The organism is Phenylobacterium sp. GW821-FHT12F10 (assembly GCF_058806695.1).
On the sequence record NZ_JBXAPY010000002.1, the window covers coordinates 403,582 to 423,647 of the forward strand.

Annotated in this window: 20 protein-coding genes; 7 read left to right on the top strand and 13 right to left on the bottom strand. The window is 71.7% G+C overall.

Translation table 11 applies throughout. From position 1 onward, the window contains the following. Positions 1-45: 45 nt before the first annotated feature. Positions 46-1,299, bottom strand: coding sequence for an adenosylmethionine--8-amino-7-oxononanoate transaminase (locus AC1RN5_RS14400; RefSeq protein WP_493041835.1), 1,254 nt, complete (start codon positions 1,297-1,299; stop codon positions 46-48). A gap of 141 nt (positions 1,300-1,440) precedes the next feature. Between AC1RN5_RS14400 and AC1RN5_RS14405 the strand changes: the two genes are divergently transcribed. Beyond that, entirely contained in the window at positions 1,441-2,457 is a 1,017-nt protein-coding gene (locus AC1RN5_RS14405; RefSeq protein WP_493041836.1) for a hypothetical protein, read from the top strand. Here the strand turns inward: AC1RN5_RS14405 and AC1RN5_RS14410 are convergent. From AC1RN5_RS14410 to AC1RN5_RS14435, 6 genes are all read right to left on the bottom strand, one after another. Then, entirely contained in the window at positions 2,441-2,911 is a 471-nt protein-coding gene (locus AC1RN5_RS14410) for an Hsp20/alpha crystallin family protein (protein WP_493041837.1), read from the bottom strand. The genes AC1RN5_RS14405 and AC1RN5_RS14410 overlap by 17 nt on opposite strands. An 88-nt stretch (positions 2,912-2,999) precedes the next feature. Further along, positions 3,000-3,662 (bottom strand): Crp/Fnr family transcriptional regulator, encoded by a 663-nt coding sequence (locus tag AC1RN5_RS14415; RefSeq protein WP_493041838.1) that lies wholly within the window; start codon positions 3,660-3,662, stop codon positions 3,000-3,002. A gap of 129 nt (positions 3,663-3,791) precedes the next feature. Next, the gene (locus tag AC1RN5_RS14420; protein WP_493041839.1) at positions 3,792-4,253 is read right to left on the bottom strand and encodes a pyridoxamine 5'-phosphate oxidase family protein; all 462 of its coding nucleotides are present in this window, start codon (positions 4,251-4,253) and stop codon (positions 3,792-3,794) included. A gap of 70 nt (positions 4,254-4,323) precedes the next feature. Continuing rightward, complete coding sequence (locus AC1RN5_RS14425) at positions 4,324-5,118, bottom strand: enoyl-CoA hydratase/isomerase family protein (protein ID WP_493041841.1); 795 nt, start codon at positions 5,116-5,118, stop codon at positions 4,324-4,326. A gap of 49 nt (positions 5,119-5,167) precedes the next feature. Then, on the bottom strand, positions 5,168-5,701 hold the full coding sequence (locus AC1RN5_RS14430; protein WP_493041842.1) for an isochorismatase family protein: 534 nt from the start codon (positions 5,699-5,701) through the stop codon (positions 5,168-5,170). Between the two features lie 93 nt (positions 5,702-5,794). Then, entirely contained in the window at positions 5,795-6,346 is a 552-nt protein-coding gene (locus AC1RN5_RS14435; protein WP_493041843.1) for an OmpA family protein, read from the bottom strand. 241 nt (positions 6,347-6,587) lie between these two features. Between AC1RN5_RS14435 and AC1RN5_RS14440 the strand changes: the two genes are divergently transcribed. Further along, on the top strand, positions 6,588-7,397 hold the full coding sequence (locus AC1RN5_RS14440; RefSeq protein WP_493041844.1) for a hypothetical protein: 810 nt from the start codon (positions 6,588-6,590) through the stop codon (positions 7,395-7,397). A gap of 110 nt (positions 7,398-7,507) precedes the next feature. Here AC1RN5_RS14440 and AC1RN5_RS14445 read toward each other — a convergent pair whose 3' ends face one another. Continuing rightward, positions 7,508-9,070 (bottom strand): ATP-binding protein, encoded by a 1,563-nt coding sequence (locus AC1RN5_RS14445; RefSeq protein WP_493041845.1) that lies wholly within the window; start codon positions 9,068-9,070, stop codon positions 7,508-7,510. Between the two features lie 245 nt (positions 9,071-9,315). On the opposite strand from AC1RN5_RS14445, the gene AC1RN5_RS14450 reads away from it, so the two are divergent. Next, a complete protein-coding gene (locus AC1RN5_RS14450) occupies positions 9,316-10,122 on the top strand; it encodes an alpha/beta hydrolase (protein WP_493041846.1) in 807 nt (268 codons plus the stop codon). 38 nt (positions 10,123-10,160) lie between these two features. On the opposite strand, the gene AC1RN5_RS14455 is transcribed toward AC1RN5_RS14450, so the two are convergent. Together AC1RN5_RS14455 and AC1RN5_RS14460 are read right to left on the bottom strand one after the other, a co-directional pair. After that, on the bottom strand, positions 10,161-11,201 hold the full coding sequence (locus tag AC1RN5_RS14455; RefSeq protein ID WP_493041847.1) for an MBL fold metallo-hydrolase: 1,041 nt from the start codon (positions 11,199-11,201) through the stop codon (positions 10,161-10,163). A 1-nt stretch (position 11,202) separates the two neighbouring features. After that, positions 11,203-13,170, bottom strand: a complete 1,968-nt coding sequence (locus tag AC1RN5_RS14460; RefSeq protein WP_493041848.1) for an SGNH/GDSL hydrolase family protein — start codon at positions 13,168-13,170, stop codon at positions 11,203-11,205. Positions 13,171-13,363: 193 nt separating this feature from the next. Between AC1RN5_RS14460 and bioF the strand changes: the two genes are divergently transcribed. Both bioF and bioD read left to right on the top strand, forming a co-directional pair. After that, positions 13,364-14,515 carry an 8-amino-7-oxononanoate synthase gene (bioF, locus tag AC1RN5_RS14465; protein WP_493041849.1) on the top strand — a complete coding sequence of 384 codons (1,152 nt, stop codon included), beginning with the start codon at positions 13,364-13,366 and terminating at the stop codon, positions 14,513-14,515. Beyond that, the gene (bioD, locus tag AC1RN5_RS14470; protein ID WP_493041850.1) at positions 14,512-15,174 is read left to right on the top strand and encodes a dethiobiotin synthase; all 663 of its coding nucleotides are present in this window, start codon (positions 14,512-14,514) and stop codon (positions 15,172-15,174) included. The genes bioF and bioD overlap by 4 nt, the downstream gene beginning before the upstream one ends. On the opposite strand, the gene nhaA is transcribed toward bioD, so the two are convergent. Further along, entirely contained in the window at positions 15,160-16,347 is a 1,188-nt protein-coding gene (gene nhaA / locus AC1RN5_RS14475) for a Na+/H+ antiporter NhaA (protein WP_493041851.1), read from the bottom strand. The genes bioD and nhaA overlap by 15 nt on opposite strands. Positions 16,348-16,430: 83 nt before the next feature. On the opposite strand from nhaA, the gene AC1RN5_RS14480 reads away from it, so the two are divergent. Both AC1RN5_RS14480 and AC1RN5_RS14485 read left to right on the top strand, forming a co-directional pair. Beyond that, positions 16,431-17,843 (top strand): protein adenylyltransferase SelO, encoded by a 1,413-nt coding sequence (locus tag AC1RN5_RS14480; RefSeq protein ID WP_493041852.1) that lies wholly within the window; start codon positions 16,431-16,433, stop codon positions 17,841-17,843. Between the two features lie 72 nt (positions 17,844-17,915). Continuing rightward, positions 17,916-18,236, top strand: coding sequence for a plasmid stabilization protein (locus tag AC1RN5_RS14485; RefSeq protein ID WP_493041853.1), 321 nt, complete (start codon positions 17,916-17,918; stop codon positions 18,234-18,236). Positions 18,237-18,315: 79 nt separating this feature from the next. Here the strand turns inward: AC1RN5_RS14485 and AC1RN5_RS14490 are convergent, their stop codons facing one another. Beyond that, positions 18,316-19,215, bottom strand: coding sequence for a DMT family transporter (locus AC1RN5_RS14490; protein WP_493041854.1), 900 nt, complete (start codon positions 19,213-19,215; stop codon positions 18,316-18,318). Beyond that, positions 19,212-20,057 carry a tRNA glutamyl-Q(34) synthetase GluQRS gene (gene gluQRS, locus AC1RN5_RS14495; protein WP_493041855.1) on the bottom strand — a complete coding sequence of 282 codons (846 nt, stop codon included), beginning with the start codon at positions 20,055-20,057 and terminating at the stop codon, positions 19,212-19,214. Before gluQRS ends, AC1RN5_RS14490 begins: the two co-directional genes overlap by 4 nt. Between the last annotated feature and the right edge of the window lie 9 nt (positions 20,058-20,066).

Here is a 20,066-nt window from a genome sequence, read left to right on the forward strand (position 1 = left end):
CCTCTTCTCCTCTCCCCCGCAAGAGGGGGAGAGGAGGGGGCGCGGCTAGCCGCCCACCACCCGACAGATCGCCCCGGTCAACCGCTCCAGCTCCGCGTCCGAGGTCACGAAGGGCGGGGTCAGATAGACCACCTTGCCCATCGGGCGGATCCAGCAGCCCAGCTCCACGAACCGGGCGCACAGGACGCCGGCGTCCACGGCCTCGGCGAACTCCACCACCCCGATGGCGCCCAGGGTGCGCACGTCCACCACGCCCGGCGCGGCGCGGCAGGGTTCCAGCCCCTGGGCCAGGGCCGCATTGATCCGCGCCACATCGGCCTTCCAGGCGCCGCTCTCGAACAGGTCGAGGGAGGCGTTGGCCGCCGCGCAGGCCAGGGGATTGGCCATGTAGGTGGGCCCGTGCATCAGGGCCGCCCCGGCGTCGTCGGACCAGAAGGCCTCGAACACCTTGTCGCTGGCGATGGCCGCCGACAGGGGCAGGGTGCCGCCGGTGAGCGCCTTGGACAGCGTCACGATGTCGGGGACCACGCCGGAGCCCGTACAGGCGAACAGGTCCCCGGTCCGCCCGAAGCCGGTGAAGATCTCGTCGAAGATCAGCAGCAGGCCATGCTTGTCGGCCAGCCGCCGGAGCGTCGCCAGCACGCCGTCGTCGTGCAGCAACATGCCGCCGGCCCCCTGCACCCGGGGCTCGACGATCAGGGCGGCGATCTCGGGCCCCCTCTGGGTTAGCAGGGCGTCCAGGGCCGCCTCGCTGTCGGCGTCGTGGGGCAGGGCGACGACGTGCTGGGCCGGCATGACGCCGGCGAACAGGCCATGCATCCCCTCCTCGGGGTCGCAGATGGTCATCGTGGCGAGCGTGTCGCCGTGATAGCCGCCCAGGAAGCTGACGAACTTCGTCCGCCCCGCGACGCCCCGGTTGATCCAGTACTGCAGGGCCATCTTCATCGAGATCTCGACCGCCACCGAACCGCTCTCGGCGAAGAAGACGTGGTTCAGGTCCCCCGGCAGCAGGGCCGCCAGCCGGCTCGCCAGCCGGTAGGCCGGCTCATGGGCCAGACCGCCGAACATCACATGCGGCGCCTTCTCCAACTGCGCGCGGATGGCCGCAGCGATATGCGGGTGGTTGTAGCCGTGGCAGGCGGTCCACCAACTGGCGATGCCGTCCACCAGCTCGCGTCCGTCCTCCAGCACGATCCGCGCCCCGTGGGTGCGGGCCACGGCCAGGGGCGCGGGCGCGGTCTTCATCTGGCAGTAGGGGCGCCAGACATGGGGCGCGCCGTCGGTCAGCCAGCTGGTCATGGGGATCGTCTCCGTGGGCTCGGAGCGCCTGCATAGGGCGGTTGGCGCGCTCGCGCCACGCCGGAGCCGCCTGCGACCTAGGGGCGCAGGCCACGACCCTGAATACCCCGGTTATGTTTTTCTTTTCCCACGATCTCTATCGTGGCCCCGATGATTCACCCGCCCAACGATCCGACGTTCCGGGGAGACCTGCCGGAACTGATCCTCGACCAGCGCCGCCAGCTCTTTCGTCTGGCCGGCCAGCATTTCCTCAATACCGCCCGCCTGATCGCCGTGGCCGTCGACCGCGACCTGGTGACCGCCCTGACCTTCCTGTCCATCGCCCGGGCCAACCTGCGGGACCTGACCCTGGATCGCGAACGGGCCCTGTCCTACGGCGCGATCGACGCCATCCCACCCGACTCCGAGCGTGTTCCGGTCAGCGTCTACGCCGTCGCCAAGGAGCTGGGCCTTCCCTATGAGACGGTGCGCCGCCACGCGCTGAAGCTTCGCAAGGGCGGGGTCTGCCAGGCCGTCGACGGCGGTCTGATCGTCCCCAACAACGCCCTGGCCCGGCCCGAGACCCTGGCCGCCGTCGTCGCGTACTGGCAGGGGACCCAGGACTTCGTGAACGCCGCGGCCCGCGCCGGGATCGTCCCGCCGCCGCCGGCCGAACCCCCCGCCGGCGACGTCAGCCGGCAGGTGATGCGTCTGGGGGTGCACAACTTCCTCGAGGTGCTGCTGACCATGGCCCGGACCATCCAGGGCGACCCCCTGGACGCCATGGTCATGCGCGCCATCTCGATGTTCAACGTCAACAACGTCACCGTCGACCCGGGCCTGGCGGCCACCTACGCCAGCCTGGCGGCGCCGCCCCCCGACGACTCCCAGCGCCAGCCCATCAGCGTCTACGCCGTCGCCAAGTCCCTGATGCTGCCCTACGAGACCACCCGCCGGCACGTCCAGCGGCTGATCGACATGGGGCTGGCGGCCAAGGTCTCGGGGGGACTGCTGGTCCCGACGGCGGTGGTGGCGCGGCCGGACATCGCCGCAGGCATGCGGGAGTCCGCCGACCTGTCCATGGCCTTTCTGACCCGGCTGGCCGAACTGGGGGTCGGGCCGAGCCCCGATCTGATCGGCCGGGCCGAGGACGCCGTCGCGCCTACTTGCCCGGCTTGACCTCGATCGTCCGGGCCTCGGCGCCCGGGGTCTTGGGGGCGACGACCTTCAGCACGCCGTCGGCCAGGGTCGCCTTGATGGCGGCCGCATCGACATTGCGCGGCAGGCTGACCACCCGCTCGAAGGCGCCGTAGCTCCGCTCCACGACCCGCTGGTTGCGGTCCTTGGTCTCGGTCTCGGCCCTCTTCTCGCCGCTGACGGTCAGCAGGCCGTCCTCGACGGCGATCTTCACGTCGCCTTCCTTGAGGCCGGGCAGTTCGAAGGTCAGCTCCAGGGCGTCCTTGGTTTCCACCAGGTCCATGCGCGGGGTCAGGCCGACCTCGGCCAGACTGCTCCAGCCCGCGCCGAGCTGGTCGAAGATGCGGTCGAGTTCGCGCTGCACCGGCGTGAACAGGGTGGTGGCCGAACGCTGCAGGTTGGGCAGGAACTGGTTGGAGGGGGTCGGGACGCTCATGGGAAGTCTCCGCTCTGGGGGTTGAACCTGGCGACAGGACACACCCGGGACGACTACGGGGAATTGACCACCGTCAACATCGCCCCGATCAGGCCGCCGGCCGCGCCTCCAGGGCGGTGAACTCCGCGGCCGAGCGGACCCGCAGGGCCAGGGCGTGGCGCGTCAGGGCCAGGCCGCGGCGCCCGCTGCGCTGGATGTAGCCGCGGGTCTCCAGCAGGCGGAAGGCCCGGCTCAGGGTCTCGGGCTTCAGGCTCAGATAGTCGGCGATGTCGCGGTGGTTCATGGGCAGGCGGATGACGCCGGTCGCCGCCGCCGCCGGGTCGTGGTGGGTCAGCCAGTTGAAGAACCAGAGCAGCCGCTCGGCGGCCGGCAGGTGGGTGATCTTCTCGACGTGATGGGCCAGCTCGCCGAAGGCGCCGTTGGCCCGGTTCACCAGCTCCACCAGCACCTCGGTGGTGCGGCCGTTGAGGTCGAGGACCGAGGCGATGGAATAGCAGGTGACCTCGACCTCGGTCACCGCCTCGGCGCTGGCGCGGCGCTCGTCCAGGCAGAAGCCGAACAGGTCGCCGGGAAACAGGAAGCTGACGATCTGGCGGTCGCCGTCATGGCCATTGACCTGCAGCCGCACGCAGCCGCGCTCAAGGCGGTACATGGTGGTCGAGGGCTCGCCCTCGTCATAGAGGGTCACCCCCTTGGCGAACCGGGCCGGCCAGTGCGAAGCGCGGTCGAACACTGTGGTCAAGGCAAACATCATCGTCTCCTGTCCAGGCGAACAGAAGCATGGGGCGCAGACGACCCGCCGTCGTCCTTGACGCGGATCAAACCGGGCCTTGGCGCGCCGACTGTATCTTAGGTCGGATGTCCGACCTAATGATCCAGATCAAGACGGAGCGCCCACCTCCACCAGCTCGGTGTGGCCAAAGCCCTGGCGGTAGTCGAGCAGGGAGACCACCAGGGGCGTGATCTCGAACAGGGCCATCTCGCCGCCGTCCGGCGACAGGTACTGGCCGATCTCCGGGGCGAACTTGGCCAGGAACAGGGCGCCGGCCCGACCGATCTCGGCCTCCTCGGTCAGCCGCCGCGCCCGCCCGCCCAGGGACAGGCCGCGGATCTCGTTCCAGTGGTCATAGGCCAGGCCGACGGTGGCCGAGACCCGGTCGTCGCGGGCCAGGTTGGCGGCCTTCTGCGACTTGGCCGAACAGCCGAAATAGATCGCCAGGCCCTGGCTGACATAACCCACCGTGGTGGCCTGCGGAAAACCGTCGGGGCGCAGGGTGGCGAGCGTCAGGTCCTTGCCGGCCTCCAGCACGGCGACGATGGCCTCGGTCTGTTTGGCGTCCATGGGGTGCTCCGACAAAGGGGTCGCCTCACCCTGGCGCGACGCGCGCGCTGCGCCCTGACCCAGATCAAGTCTAGCGCCCGGTGAACACCGGTTTGCGCTTCTCCAGGAAGGCCTTGCGCGCCTCCTTGCCGTCCTGGCTGGCGAAGGCGCGGCCGATGTTGGAGACCTCGTAGCGGAGCTGCTGCTCCATGTCGGTGCTCTCGTAGGACTTCACCATCCCGCGCTTCAGCAGCCGCAGCGTGATGGGCGACCACTCGCAGAGCGAGGCGCAGTATTCCGCCAGCCGCGCGTCGAAGGCGCCCTCGTCCACCACCTCGCCGGCCATGCCCCAGGTCAGGGCCTCGGCGCCGGTCACCGTGCGGTTCTCCATCATGAAGCGCATGGCCTTCTCATAGCCCATCACCTGCGGCAGGGTGATGGTCAGCCCCGCGTCCGGCGAGCCGCCGATGCGGGTGTAACCGGCCATCAGCCGCGCGCTCGAACTGATCAGCCGCACGTCGGTGGCCATGGCCAGGCCAAGGCCCGCGCCCACCGCCACCCCGTTGATCCCGCCCACCACCGGCTTGTCGCAGCGCTTGCGGATCGACAGCACGAACTGGCCGACCCAGCTGATGTCGTCCAGCTGGGCGCTCTGCGGCGGCAGGGGCGAATAGGGCTCCGAGCCCGACAGGTCGAGCCCGGCGCAGAAGGCGTCGCCCGCCCCGGTGATGGCCACCACCCAGACATTGTCGTCGCGGGCGGCCTCGTCCACCGCCGCCACCACGCCCCAGGCCAGCTGCTGGCTGAGCGCGTTCTTCTTCTCCGGTCGGTTCAGCGCGATCGTGCGGACGTGACCCTCGTCGGAAACCTTCACCAGCGTGCTCATGCCGCCCTCCCTTGTTGTTGAAGGCAGGCTAGCATCGAACGCGCCGGGGTCAGCCCCCCGTCAGCGCCGCCGTCGTCACCACCCGCGCGCCCGCCGACGCGAACTCCGCATTGTGGCGGGCGATGATCTGCGGGGCGGTCTCGCCGCCATAGTCCCAGGTGGAGTGGGCGTCGGCCACCACGGTCACCGCCAGGCCGGCGGCGAGCGCCCCCTTGCACGTCGCGGCCACGCAGTGGTCGGTCTGGGCGCCCAGCAGCACCACGCCCTCGGCGCCTTGGGCCTCGATCCAGGCGCCGAGCTCGGCGTTGCTGAAGGCGTCGCCGACGGTCTTGCCGAAGGTGGGCTCGTCCTCGGCCTGGCCCAGGGCCGGCCACACCGGCCAGCCCGGCCGCCCCGGCGCCAGGGGATCGCCCGCCGGCCCGTCATGCCGCACGAAGGCCACCGGATGCCCCTGGGTCCGCGCCCAGGCCGTCACCGCCCGCGTCCGGGCCACCAGGGTCTCCGCATCATGGATCGGCGGCTCATGCACCCCGTCGAACATGCCGGTCTGCAGGTCGATGACGAGGACGGGGATTTGGGTCATGGGCGAAAGTCTAGCGCGGGGGTTTGGCCGATCAAGCGGCGCTCAGCATCGCCCCCACACGGCGGCCCGCACCCCGGCCGCCGCGCCGGCCCTCTAGCTCAGGACGACGATGGCCACGCGCCGGTTCTGGGCGCGGCCCTCGGGCGTCGTGTTGTCGGCCACGGGGGTGTCCTCGCCGTAGGAGATGGTGGCCATGCGGTTGAGCGCGATGCCCTGCTGGCTCAGGAACTTGCGCACCGCCTCGGCGCGGGCGGCGCCGAGCTGCTCGTTATATTCCGGGGTCCCGGTGGCGTCGGTGAAGCCCTGGATCTCCAGATAGACGTTGCGGTTCTCCGCCTTCAGCCGCTCGGTCAGCTCCGTCAGCCGGGCCTCGGCCTCCGGCGACAGGGCGTGGCGGTCGGTGGGGAACTTCACCGAGTCGTCGGAGAGCACGACCTGGTAGAGGAACTTGCCCTCGGCCAGCTTGTGGGCCGCGTTGGCGCGCGAGAGCGCCTCGCCGGCCTTGCCGTCCACCTGGGTGACGCGGCTGTCCACCACGGCCACCTGGTCGCGGACGAACCGGTGGGTGGCGCAGCCGCTGGTGGCCACGGCCGCCATCACCAGCACGCCGCCGAGCGCGGCGGTTCTAAGGGTTGATGTCTTCAAGATCGGTATCCTTCCGTCGGGCGCGCGACGCCCAAGGTCTTGCGCGCCTGAAATGTGGGGAGTCCGAAATGGCCGTCTGACGACCGCTTTGGGTCCGGAATCTGGCTCAGCGTGGCTGTAGGCGGGGGTTCAGGACCCCCGATACGCCCCCAGCGCACGGCGCGATATGGGGGCGAATCCGAGGCGCCCCACGGCCAAGCCGCGCCACGTTCCTGACGCGCCGGGGTGCTCCAAGGCGGCGGTGACTGAGGCCGTCAACGACTTCGGCGAGGGGCCCCGGGCGCCGCGCCGGCCAAGCCCGACGACGCGGTGGGCCATCGCCTTGAGCGCGGCCGCCCACCTGCTGATCCCGCTCGTCCTGCTCACCGCCCCGCCGCCGCCCGAGCCGCCGGCCGAGCCCGAGCCCATGGTGGTGACCCTCTTCCAGCCGCCGCCCCCGCCACCGCCGCCGCCGCCGCCGAAACCCGCCCCGGTTCCGAGCCCGGCGCCGGCCGCCCCCGCCCCGGCCCCGGCCGAGCCCCCGGCCAAGCCGACCCCGCGCCTGAAGGTCCGCCCCACGCGCCCGGCCCCGCCCCAGGTCACCCCGGTCTATGTCGCCCCGGCCCCGGTCACCCAGCCCATGGCCACCCTCAGCGACGCCCAGCTCGCCGGCGCGCTGACCGCCGGCGGCGGTGGCGGCTCCGGGGCGGGGGAGGGCGGCGGCGGTGGCGCGGGGGGCGGCCGCTGCGACATGGTCGAGCGCCTGCAGGCGGCCCTGCGCCGCAACCGCGGCATCCAGGCCGCGGTGGCCGACGCCCGCCAGGGGACCGGCGGCCGGGCCCTGCATGTCTGGAACGGCGACTGGGTGCAGACTCCGGGTCAGGCGGGCAAGGGCCTGGCCGGCCTGCGCCAGGCCATCGCCCTGGAGGTCGCCTTCGCGCCCGCCGCCTGCCGCGCCCAGCCCATGCGCGGCCTGGTCCTCATCACCCTGGCCGATACGCCCGGCGCCGCCCGGCTGGTCCTGGGCGACGGCGCCTGGCGCTGGAGCGACCTCCTGGCCGCCCATCGGTGAGCGGGGCTCATTCTCTCCCCGTCATCCCGGCCGCAGGTCCCAGGTCTCCCTCCGGTCGCCCGGGATGACGTATGGAGACAGCTCCCCCAGTGGGGCGGCGCCCGTCCCCGCTACTCCGCCGCCTCGGCCATCTCGAACACCGCCCCGATGCCGTCCATCAGCAGGTGGGCGGTCACCGGCTTGGCGATGTGGTGGTCGGCGCCGGCGGCCAGGGCGTCGCTGCGGTGCTCGGCCATGGCGTTGGCGCTGAGCATGATGATCGGGGTGCGCGCCCGCTCGGGGTGGCGGGCCTCGAGGTCGCGCAGGGCCCGCGTGGCGGTCAGGCCGTCCATCACCGGCATCTGCATGTCCATCAGCACCAGGTCGAACTCGCCCGTCGCGAAGGCCGCGAGGGCCGCCTCGCCGTCCGCCACCGTGGTGATCTCGGCGCCCAGGGGCGACAGGATCAGCTGCACGACCTTCTGGTTGATGGGGTGGTCCTCGGCCAGCAGCACCCGCAGGGCGTCGACCCGGGCCAGGGGCGCCTCGGCCGGCGTCGGCGCCGCGTCGGCCGCGTCGTGCTCGGCCAGGGTCAGGGTGCGGGCCAGCGGCAGGGTCACGCGGAAGACGCTGCCGCGCCCCGGCTCGGACTCCGCGGCGATCTCGCCCCCCATCATCTCCACCAGGGCCTTGCAGATCGACAGGCCCAGGCCCGAGCCGCCGAACCGGCGGGTGATGGTGGCGTCGGCCTGGCTGAAGCGCTGGAACAGGCTGGCCTTCGCGACGTGGTCGAAGCCCACCCCGGTGTCGGCCACCTCCAGGGTCAGCTCGGCGGCGCCCTGGGCGTCCTCCGCCAGGCCCACCTTCAGCCGCACCTCCCCCTCGCCGGTGAACTTCACGGCGTTGGAAAGCAGGTTGCCCAGCACCTGCTTCAGCCGGGTGACGTCGCCGAGGAACTGGCCGCGGGCGGCGGCCTCGTAGTCGATATGGAAGTCCAGGCCCTTGTCCTGGGCCCGCAGGCGGTTGAGGTGCAGCACCCCCTCCAGGTCGCGGCGCAGGTCGAAGGGGGCGGCCTCGATCTCCAGCTGGCCGGCCTCGATCTTGGTCAGGTCCAGGATGTCCGACACCAGCCGCTCCAGGGTCAGGCCGGAGCTGGAGATCAGGTCCAGCATCTCCCTCTGGGCGGGGGTCAGGTCGGTCTGCTGCAGGGCCGCGGCGACCCCGATCACCCCGTTCAGCGGCGTGCGGATCTCGTGGCTCATATTGGCCAGGAAGTCGGTCTTGGCCTGGTTGGCGGCCTCGGCGGCCTCGCGGGCGGCCTTCATCTCCGCCTCGGCGGCAAGGCGGTCGGTGACGTCCCGGGCCACGGCGAAGACCTGATCGCCGCACTGGCGGGCCCGCCATTCCAGCTGCCGGTAGCGGCCGTCGCGGTGGCGGTAGCGGTTCACGAAGCCGACGATCTCGCCCTCGGTGGTGATGCGGGCCATCAGGGCCTTGGTGGAGGGCACATCTTCGGGGTGGATCAGGGGCAGCAGGGGCTGACCCAGCAGCTCGGCCACCGGATAGCCCAGCACCGTCTCCCAGGACGGACTCAGCCGCACGAAGCGGCCCGCCGCGTCGCGGATGCAGAGCATGTCGAGAGAGACGTCGAAAAAGGTCGCCAGGTCCGACGACGCCTTGGTTTCGGAGGTCATGGGGTACGCGGGGACTCCGCCGCCAGACGTGACGGCCAACCCAATATGGGGCCCGCGCCTTAACCATGGGTTTTCGCCGGCCAGATATTGACGTTATTCGTGCCAGAACATTCGCGGGCCGTCGCTCGGCCTGCCGCTGGCTTGGATGACGCCGTACGTGTTCCGAGAAAGCCTACCGCCCGGCAAGGGGAGAAGGCGCGCCGCCAGGCCTTGCACCCGCGCCGCGCCTCACGCTCAATGCCCGCATGATCCGCCTTCTCCTCGCCCTCGCCGTCCTGGCCCTTGCTGCCCCGGCCCGGGCCGCCGAGCCCGGCCGTCCCATCGTCATCGGGGCCGCCTACGGCCTGGCCTCCAAGCTCCTGGGGGAGACCCGGACGATCAATGTCTACCTGCCGGCCGGCTACGGCGCCGGGGACCGCAAATATCCCGTCGTCTACCTGCTGGACGGCGGCGAGGCGGAGGACTTCCATCACATCACCGGCATCGCCCAGGTCGGCGCCATGAACGGCTATCTGGCCGACGCCATCGTGGTCGGGATCGCCGGGACCGACCGCCGTCGCGACCTCACCGCCCCCTCCGCCGACTCCCGGGATCTGAAGGACGCCCCCACCAGCGGCGGCGCGGCGACCTTCCGCCGCTTCCTCACCGAGGAGCTGGTCCCCTATGTCGCCGCCCGCTACCGCACCGACGGACACGCCGTGCTGATGGGGGAGTCCCTGGCCGGCCTCTTCGTCACCGAGACCTTCCTGAAGGCGCCTGGCCCCTTCGACGCCTTCGTGGCCATCAGCCCCAGCCTCTGGTGGGATGGAAACAGCCTGGCGAAATCGGCGCCCGCCCTGCTGGCCGCCCAGCCCCCCGGATCGCGCCGCCTCTATCTCGGCCTCGCCGACGAGGGCCCGGCCATGGGCCTCGAGCCCCTGCTGGCCGCCCTGAAGACCGCGCGGCCGCCCGGCCTGGCCTGGCGCTACGACCCCCGCCCCCAGGAACACCACAGCACCATCTACCACCCCGCCGCCCTGGCCGCCCTGAGGTGGCTGCTGCCGGCGAAGTAGCTGCGGCCATCCGGAGCCGGACCGCGGCCCGGCGCGCGTCATCGGGCGGTGGCGACCGGCCCGGGCAGATCCAGCGCCTCGAAGGGCGGTGGCGACAGGATCGTCACCCCGTCGTGGCGCGCCAGCCGCGAGATGACCCTCATCGCCCCCGCATGGTCGGCGAACGGGCGGGGCGGCGGCTTGAGCGGCTGGTCCAGCGGGCGCCAGAAATTGTCCCAATGGACCGGGATGACCGTGGTCGGCCCGGTCATCCCCACCACCTCCCGCCAATAGGTTTCGAGGCCATCCTCGTCGCGCCCGCCCAGGCCCCCCAGGCCGAGGAAGACGACATCGGCCCGCATGTCCTGGAACAGGTCTGGCCGACTGTTGGCGCTCGGATGCAGCAGGACGCGCGTCCCGCCGTGCTCCACCAGGTAGGAGAAATTGCCGCCCTCCTTGTAGGCCCAGGCCCGGGCGGGCGAGGCCAGGGGGCGGGGGATCGCGCCATCGAACAGCCACCCCCTCAGCCGGCCGGTCGGACTGTGGGGCGCGGCGACGGCCCGGATGGTGAAGCGGCCAAAGCACAGGGTTTCGCCGCCGGTGATCGTCCGGATGCGGGCGGCGGGAAACCCCCGTCCCAGGGCGATATTGGCGACCGAGGCCGATCCCACCAGCGGCGCGCCCGTGGCCTCTGCGACATCGGGGGCGTCGAGGGCGTGGTCATAGTGGGCGTGGGCGGTGAGGACGGCCGAGAGCCGGGTGATCCGGGCGCGCGCCAGCCCCGCCTTGATGCGACTGGGATCGGGTCCGATCTTGCGGAAGATCACCGACGACAGCCGGGGACGGGAAAAGAAGCCATCCAGCAGGATCTGGTCGACGCCGTCCTCCAGCAGGATGGTCGTCGTCCCCATGAACCGGGCCCGCACACCCGGCGGCTGCGCAGCGTCGGCGGGGGGATCGAGGCGCGCCGCCGGACAGCGGCCGATGGCGTCCTCCGCCGCGCCGGCCGGGGCGGCGGCCCCGCCGAGGGCCACGACCATCAGGGCGGCCAGGAAGAGGGTGGCCCCCCGGCGGACCGGAGAGCCTGACGGCCGGCCCACCTTACCGGCCCGTGGCGGCGCTATCCGTCGCCGGGGCGGGGAAGACCGCGTCGGCCACGGCCTCGGCATAGGCGATGTGGGTGTTGAAGGTCGGGTGGATGGTGCCCTGGTGCATGCGCTTGCGGCTGGCGTATTGGCTGCGCGCGCTGTCGTTGGTCGTCCGGAACCAGCGTCCGAGGTCGGGGTCATAGGGATCGAATGCCGCCGGAGAGGCCGGCACCCAGCCATCGCCGTGGTCGCGCACCGCCCAGACATATCGCCCGTCCTGAAGGACCGAGATCGGCATGCTCAGGGAATCCTTGGGACTGACGCACCAGCCGTGCCCGGTGGTGGCGGCGACCTGGTCGCCCACCACCGTCCAGCCGCGCGCCTCCTTCGAGCGGGCCACCTCGTCGTTCAGGTGGCTCCACACCCAGTGGGCCTTGCAGACCTCCGACTCCTCGCCGCGCGCGGTCTTTGGGTCGCAGGGTTCGGGCCCCTCGCGTTCGGGTGTGTACTGGAACTGGAAGTTCCAGGTCTGCTTCCATTTGGCGAAGCCGGGCAGCTGATAGGCGGCGGACTCGAAGCCGCCCCGCGTGTCATCCCGGTGCCGCAGCTGGAACTTCGCTTCACGGCGGGCCTGGGCCTCGTCACGTTCCCGAAGCTGCGCCAGATCGCGATCGTTCAGCGCCGTGCGGCAGAAATCTCCCGTCTCGTCGTGCAGGATGTCGGGATACATGACGTGGACGATGTCGCGGGACGGGACCTTGAGCCCCACCTCGAGAGTCCGCTTCGTTTCCGCCAGCCTTCCGGGCAACGCCTCGAATCGCGCCTCGGCGGGCTTGCGCCAGATGCCGATGGCCGAGAGCGGCAGCCTGTCCTTCCGGTAGGGCCGGACCACCCCACCCACCAGGCCGTTGAGCGCCGCCGGCACGACATCCAGGGGGCCGAGGCCGTAGCCGTTCGGCGGTATGAACGCATAGGCGATGACCGGCGCGAACCCGACATCATTGCCGCCCAGCGAAAGCAGCACCTTGTCGATCCGCCGCGGCTCCGCGCGGGCGTCCAGCAGCGCCTTCAACTGGTCCGCCTGTGAGGCCCTTTCGTCGCCGCCGCCGGGCAGCTTCCGTTGGGGCTTATACAGCCCGTCGGGTCCCTCGGCGCCGGAACAGCCCAGGTGCGCCAGGGTGACCACGGCGTGCTCGTTCCGCGACGCCTCCAGCAGGGTGGCCAGGACGGGCCAGGACAGCAGGCTTCGGTGGCAAGGCTCGTCCCACCATTCCGCAGGCGTGACATAGGGTTCGGCCGCCTTCGTGCCCAGCCAGTCGGGCCGCTGGAAGGCGGGGCCGGCGGGGATGTTCGGCGAGATGGCCGAAGGTTGGTCGGGATTGCCCTCTCCGGAGATGAAGGAGTCCCCCAGCGCCACCACCAGCCGGTCGGTGATCGCCACCGGCGTGCTGACGGCGGGGCCCTCGCCGACGGTCACGGTGATCGTGGTGTCCGCCCCCCAGCCGCCCTGCCGTTGGCCCGCGGGCACGGTCAGCAGGACGGGCTGGGCGCAGGGCTGTTCCACCCCGGCCGGTTCCGCTCCGACCCTCCACCGGCAAGGCCCCTCGACCGGCGGATTCACAAGCCGCGCCTCGACCCGGTACTGCTTCGGATACAGGTAGTCCGGGCTGTAGCGCCGCAGATCCGCGTCGCCCGTCGCCCTGGCCCACGCCCAGTTGGAACGGCGCAGGCTGCTGGCCTCCGGACCGGCCAGGGTCTTCAGGACCAGGTCATAGTGGCTGCGGATCAGCCCTTCGGCGCCTCGGCCGGGCGTCTTGCCCAGGGTGTCGAGCAGGTGCTCCACCCGGGCGCGGGCCGCGGGATCGGCCTGATCGAACAGCCGGTAGCGGTCGGCGACCTTCCAGGCGATGGTTTGGGCTGAGGCGCCGCCACCGGCCATCAAGGCGATGGCGCCCACCATCGTGGCGATCAGTCGTCGCATGCCCGGCCCCCCAGTTCGTCGAACCGCGATACTGGAGGGCGGGGAGCGCCTTCGCAACTTCGGCTTGCGCTCCTAATCTCTCACATCTCCGACAGGACCGCCGCCAGAGGCGCGCCGCCGCCGCCCGGCTTCGTGGCCGGACGATGCGCTTCTGCTTTCCTGACGCCCCCAACAGGGTGCATATCGCCGCCCCATGACCGACAGCCTCACCGCCTTCGCCGCCGAGAAGCTCGATCAGCTCGAGGCCCGCAGCCTGCGCCGGCGGCTGGTGACCACCGACCGTCTCGACGGCCTGTGGGTGGAGCGGAACGGCCGCCGCCTGCTGTCCTTCTCCTGCAACGACTATCTCAACCTCTCCCACCACCCCGCCGTGAAGGCCGCGGCCATGGCCGCCGTGGAGCGCCATGGCGCCGGCGCCGGCGCCTCGCGGCTGGTGACCGGCGACCACCCGGTCTTCGCCGAGCTGGAGGCGCGGCTGGCGGCCTTGAAGGGGCATGAGGCCGCCGCGGTGTTCGGCTCCGGCTATCTCGCCAACACCGGCATCATTCCCACGGTCGTTGGACCTGGCGACCTGGTCCTGGCCGACGACCTGGCGCACGCCTGCATCTGGGCCGGGGCCCAGCTCTCCGGCGCCACGGTGGCGGCCTTCGCCCACAACGACATGGCCGACCTGGCGGCGAAACTCGCGGCCCACCGCGGCCAGGCGGGCCGCTGCCTGATCGCCACCGACGGGGTCTTCTCCATGGACGGGGACCTGGCGCCCCTGGACGCCATCAGCGAGCTCGCCCGCGCACACGAAGCCTGGCTGCTGGTGGACGACGCCCACGGCCTCGGCGTGGTGGGGCAGGGCGGCGCGGGCTCGGGCGCGGTCTATCCGGGGGCCCGCATCGACCTGGCCATGGGCACCTTCTCCAAGGCGCTCGGCGGCTACGGCGCCTATGTCTGCGCCAGCGCCCCGGTGATCGACCTGATCAAGACCCGGGCCCGCACCTTCGTCTATTCCACCGGCCTGCCGCCGGCCAACGCCGCCGCGGCTCTGGCCGCCCTCGAGGTGATCGCCGCCGACCCCTCGTTGGTCGGCCGTCCCCTGGCCAACGCGCGGCGCTTCACCCGCGCCCTGAACCTGCCCGAGGCGACCTCGGCGGTGGTGCCCCTGGTGATGGGGTCGGCCGAGCGGGCCCTGGAGGCCGCCCAAGCTCTTGAATCCCAAGGCTTCCTGGTCGTCGCCATCCGCCCGCCCACCGTGCCCGCCGGGACCGCCCGCCTGCGCCTGGCCTTCACCGCCGGCCACACCTCGCGGGACATTGACGGTCTAGTGTCGGCCATCGTCGGTCTGATCCCGTGAGGGCCGTCTTCATCGCCGGATCCCATACGGATGTGGGAAAAACCTGGGCCGCCTGCGCGATCCTGAAGGCCGCCCGCGACAAGGGTTGGTCCGTGGAGGCCTTGAAGCCCGTCGTAACCGGTTATCTTCCATCCGTGGCCACCGACACGTCCGATCCCGGTCGGCTGCTGTCGGCGCTTGGTCGGGACCTGTCGGCGCAGGCGCTGGCGGCCATGTCCCCCCTGCGTTTCGAGGCCGCGCTCTCGCCCCCCATGGCCGCCCGCCTGGAGGGGGTGACGCTCACCCTGGCCGACCTGCTGGCCGTCTGCCGCCCGGTCCTGGCCGCCCAGACCGCCGACCTGCTGCTCGTGGAGGGCGCCGGCGGGGTGATGAGCCCGATGGCCGAGGACGCCACGGGCCTGGACCTGCAGCTGGCGTTGGGCCTGCCGACCATCCTGGTGGGCGGGTCCTATCTCGGTGGGGTCAGCCACACCCTCACGGCCCTGGAGGTCCTGCGCGCGCGGGGCCTTGCGGTGCTTGGGGTCGTGGTCAGCCAGAGCGCCGATCCCGACGCCCCGGACTTCCCCCAGACGGTGGCCGCCGTCGCCCGGTTCGCCGGCGACGTCCCGGTCCTGGCCGCCCCCCGCGACGACGAGTCCTGGGCCTCAGCCCTGCTCTAGATTGCGCCGCGCCTGTGACCAGCTCAGCACCGCCATCCCCAGCAGGGTCGAGGCCACCGACCCGGCGATCACCCCCAGCCGCACCTCGGTCTGGGCCGCCACGTCGCTGGGGCTGAAGGCCAGGCCGCCGATGAACAGGCTCATGGTGAAGCCCACCCCGCAGAGCAGGGCCACCCCATAGAGCTCGATCCACTTCGCCCCCGTCGGCCGCCGGGCCAGCTTCAGCCCCATGGCCAGGGCCGCGGCCCCGAACACCCCCACCTGCTTGCCCAGGAACAGGCCGGCGGCCACCCCCAGGGCGACGGGGCTGAACAGCTCCCTCAGCGACAGCCCGCTGAGGCTGAACCCCGCCGCCACGAAGGCGAACAGGGGCAGGATCAGGAAGGCGACATAGCCGTGCAGGCTGTCCATGAAGTAGTGCAGCACCCCGGCCTGGCCCGGCCGGCGCGGGTCGATCGGCACCGTCATGGCCGCCGCCACCCCGGCCAGGGAGGTGTTGATCCCGCTCTTCAGGGTGAAGGCCCAGATCAGGGCGAAACAGCAGGCGTAGAAGAAGTAGGGGGCGTTCTTCCAGCGCCCCAGCAGGAACATCATGGCCAAGGTCGAGACCGCGCCGCCCAGGGCCAGCAGATTGAGCTTGGCGGTGAACAGGATGGCGATCAGGGCCACGGCGCCCAGGTCGTCGGCGATCGCCAGGGTCAGCAGGAACACCCGCAGCGAGGGGGGCAGCTTCTTGCCCACGATGGCCAGGGCCGCCAGGGCGAAAGCGATGTCGGTGGCCGTCGGGGTGGGCCAGCCCTGGGGCGATCCGCCGGGGCCGAGATTGAAGGCCAGATAGACGCCGGCCGGGATCACCATCCCGCCGATGGCCGCCAGGACGGGCAGGGCCAGGCGGCGGGGATTGGACAGCTCACCCCGCAGAATCTCGTATTTGATCTCCATCCCCACCACGAAGAAGAAGATGGCCATCAGCCCCTCCTTCACCCAGTCCATCACGCTGTGGGTCTCGTCGAAGGCGCCGATCTGGATGGTCAGGGGGTGGGCGATGAACCCGAAATAGTGCTGTGACCACGGGGAGTTGGCCAACAGGATGGCCGCCAGGGCGGCGCCGGCCAGGATCATGCCGGAGGCGGCTTCGGTCTTCAGGAAATCGAGGGTGATGCGTCGCGCCATGGGCTGTTCGGTAGCATGGCTTGTACGACCGGCGTACCACAACCGGCCTTGCCGCGGACGGTTTTCGCCTCCATCTGGCCCCCATGCCCGTCTCCCCCGCCTACCGCCCCGACCCGCGTCTCCCCAGCCTCGGCCCGGCCTTCGCCGATCCCGTCGCGGCGGCCCATTTTCCCCAGGCGCTGCAGCGGTTCCGCAATGACCGGGCCGCGGCCAGCGTGGGCCTGGAGACCCTGACGGACGCCGAGTGGGTGGCCCACTTCGGACGCTTCCAGCCCCTGCCGGGCAATATCGATCCGCCCCTGGCCCAGCGCTATCACGGCCACCAGTTCCGGGTTTACAACCCCGACCTCGGCGACGGCCGCGGCTTCACCTTCGCCCAGATGCGGGAGGTGGGGACCGGCCGCCTGCTGGACCTGGGCACGAAGGGCTCCGGAACCACCCCCTGGTCGCGCAGCGGCGATGGCCGCCTGACCCTGAAGGGCGGGGTGCGCGAGGTCCTGGCCACGGCCATGCTGGAGGCGCTGGGCGTCCCCACCTCCAAGTCCTTCTCCCTGATCGAGACCGGTGAGGCCCTGGAGCGCGGCGACGAGCCGAGCCCTACCCGCTCGGCGGTGCTGACCCGCCTGTCCCACGGCCACATCCGCTTCGGCACCTTCCAGCGGCAGGCCTTCCTGGAGCAGCCCCAGGAGATCGTCCGCCTGGTCGACTACGTCATCGAGACCTACTACCCCGAGCTGGAGGGCGCCCCCGACCGCGCCGAGGCCCTGCTGACCGCGGTGGTGGAGCGGGCCGGGACCCTGGCGGCCGCCTGGATGGCGGCGGGCTTCGTCCACGGGGTGCTCAACACCGACAACATGAACATCACCGGCGAGAGCTTCGACTACGGCCCCTATCGGTTCCTGCCGCGCAACGACCCCAACTTCGTGGCGGCCTATTTCGACCAGCAGGGCCTCTACAGTTTCGGCCGCCAGCCGGAGGCGGTGTTCTGGAATCTGCAGAACCTCGGCGGCTGCCTGGCCATGGTCAGCGAGCAACAGCCCCTGGTGGACGCCCTGAACGGCTTCGCCGACGCCTATCGCGGGGGGCTGGCGGCGGCCATGCTGAAGCGCCTGGGGCTGAAGAGCCGCGGCCGCGAGCTGGACGCGGGCCTGGTCAATGCGGCCTTCACGGCGCTCGCCGCCGGGGGCGAGCGGCTGCGCTGGGAGCCCTTCTTCTTCGACTGGTTCTGCGGCGATGTGGGCCGGGCCATGGCCAGTCCGCGGGGCGACATCTATGGCGGCCAGCCCTTCGCCGACTTCCGTCGCCGGGTGGCGGAGACCGAGCCTGAGCGCCCGGGCCGCCTGCTCGATCCCTACTTCACCCGGACCGAGCCGGAGGAGCTGCTGATCGATGAGATCGAGGCCATCTGGGCCGCCATCGCCGCGGAGGACGACTGGACCGCCTTCCACGAAAAGCTCGCCCGGATCGAAGCCGCGCGGAGGGCCTGGGACCTCTAGCCGACCCTGGAACTCCACCGGCCGCCGTCACGTTGGCGAGACGGGCGGGGCTTCATCGCAGGAGTTCGTGTCATGCCCCAGGGCGACAAGTCCAAGTACACCGACAAGCAGGAACGCAAGGCCGACCACATCGCGGAAGGCTATGAAAAGAAAGGCGTCTCGGAGAAGGAAGCCGAGCGCCGCGCCTGGGCCACCGTCAACAAGGACGACGGCGGCGGCAAGCAGGCCGGCGGCTCCGGTCGCGGCAAGTCCACCGGCCACCCGGCGGCTCACAGGGGCGGCGAGAAGGGCGGCAAGGCCTCGGCCAGCCGCTCGGCGGCGGAACGCTCCGCCTCGGCCAGGAAGGCCGCCGCCACCCGCAAGCGGAACGCCGAACACCACGCCCATCACTAGGAGGCGGCGATGAAAGGCATCCTGCTCTGGGCGATCGGCATTCCGATCCCCGTGATCCTCGTCCTCTACCTGCTGGGCGTCATGCGCTGACGGAGGCGACCTCTGCGACCCTCGGCCGGCTGGCCCATTGCGCCAGGACCACTCCGGCCAGGGCCACGGCCGCGCCGACGGCGGGCCAGGTCCCCAGCAGCTCGTCGAACAGCAGCCAGCCCAGGATCGCGGCCACCACCGGCTGGATCAGCACCACCACCGAGGCGGTCGCCGCCGGCAGCCGTCCCAGGGCCCAGGCGATCGAGCCCTGGCCGGCGACGTGCATCAGGCCGAGGCCCGCGCAGGCCGCCCACCCGGCGGGACCGGTGGGAAGGATCCGCTCGCCCAGACCCAGCGCGGCCAGCAGCAGCAAGGGCGCGCCCACCAGGGTCGACCAGAACATGATCCGCGTGGCCGAGATGGACTGGCGCGCCGACGAGACCGCCAGGAAGTAGATCGAGTACCAGATGGCCGTCGCAGCCGAGAAGGCGTCGCCCAGGGCCGGGTCGCGGCCGGTGGAGCCGGCGCCCTTGGTGAGCGCCATGGTCCAGGCGCCGGCCACGGCGAAGGCCACCGCCAGCAGGAACAGCCGCCGGGGTCTCTGCTTGAGGAAGATCCAGGCGAAGGCGGTCACCAGCACCGGCGTCAGATTGGAGAGCACCGTGGCCTTGGCCACCGAGGTGTAGGCGATGCCGTAGTGCCAGAAGCCGAGGTCCAGGGCGAAGGCCACCCCGGCCAGCATGGCGGCCCGGGGCGGGGTTCCGATGCCGCCCCCGGCCTTCTGGGCCATGACCGCCAGCAGGGGCAGGGCGAAGACCAGCCGCCAGAAGCCCGCCGCCGCCGGGCCGGTCTCCGACATGCGCACCAGCACCGGCCCGACCCCGATCACGCAGGCGCCCATCAGCAGCATGACCAGGGCCTTGCCGCGTTGCTCGGAGGTCTCGGTCAAAATCCCATCTCCGCGCGTAGGTCCTGCGGCGTCACCCCGGCCGCCCGCAGTTCGGCCAGGGTCTGCGCCCGGTCGCGCTTGGCGTAGCGCTTGCCGTCCGGGCCGGTGAGCAGCTGGTGATGGCGGTAGACGGGCTCGGGCAGGCCCAGCAAGGCCTGCAGCAGGCGCTGCACGTGGGTCGCCTCGAACAGGTCCTGGCCGCGGATGACGTGCGTCACCCCCTGTAGGGCGTCGTCGACGGTGACGGCCAGATGATAGGCGACCCCGACGTCCTTGCGGGCCAGGACCACGTCGCCGCCCAGCTCCGGCCGGGCGGTGATCAGGCCGGTCTCGCCGTTCGGGCCGGCGCCCTCCTCCCGGAAGGTGAGGGGAGCTTCGAGGGCGCGCAGCGCGGCGTCGAGGTGGAGCCGCCAGGCGAAGGTCTCGCCGGCCGCCAGCCGCCGGTCTTCCTCGTCGGCGGGAAGGGGCCCGCCGCGCCAGGTCTCCATGGCGCCGTGCGGGGCGCTGGCGATGGCCTGGGCGATCTCCCGGCGGGTGCGAAAGCAGCGGTAGAGCAGGCCGCGGGCGGCGAGCCGCTCCAGGGCGGCCTGGTAGTCGGCCAGATGCTCGGACTGCCGCCGCACCGGCTGCTCCCAGGTCAGGCCCAGCCAGGCCAGGTCCTCCAGGATCGCGGCCTCGTATTCAGGCCGGCAGCGGGTGGCGTCGATGTCTTCGATGCGCAGGAGGAAGCGGCCCTGGGCGGCGCGGGCCGCGGCGTGGGCGGTGAGCGCCGAGAAGGCGTGCCCGCGATGCAGGCGCCCGGTGGGGGAGGGGGCGAAACGGGTGACGAAGGGCGCGCTCACGCCCCGGGT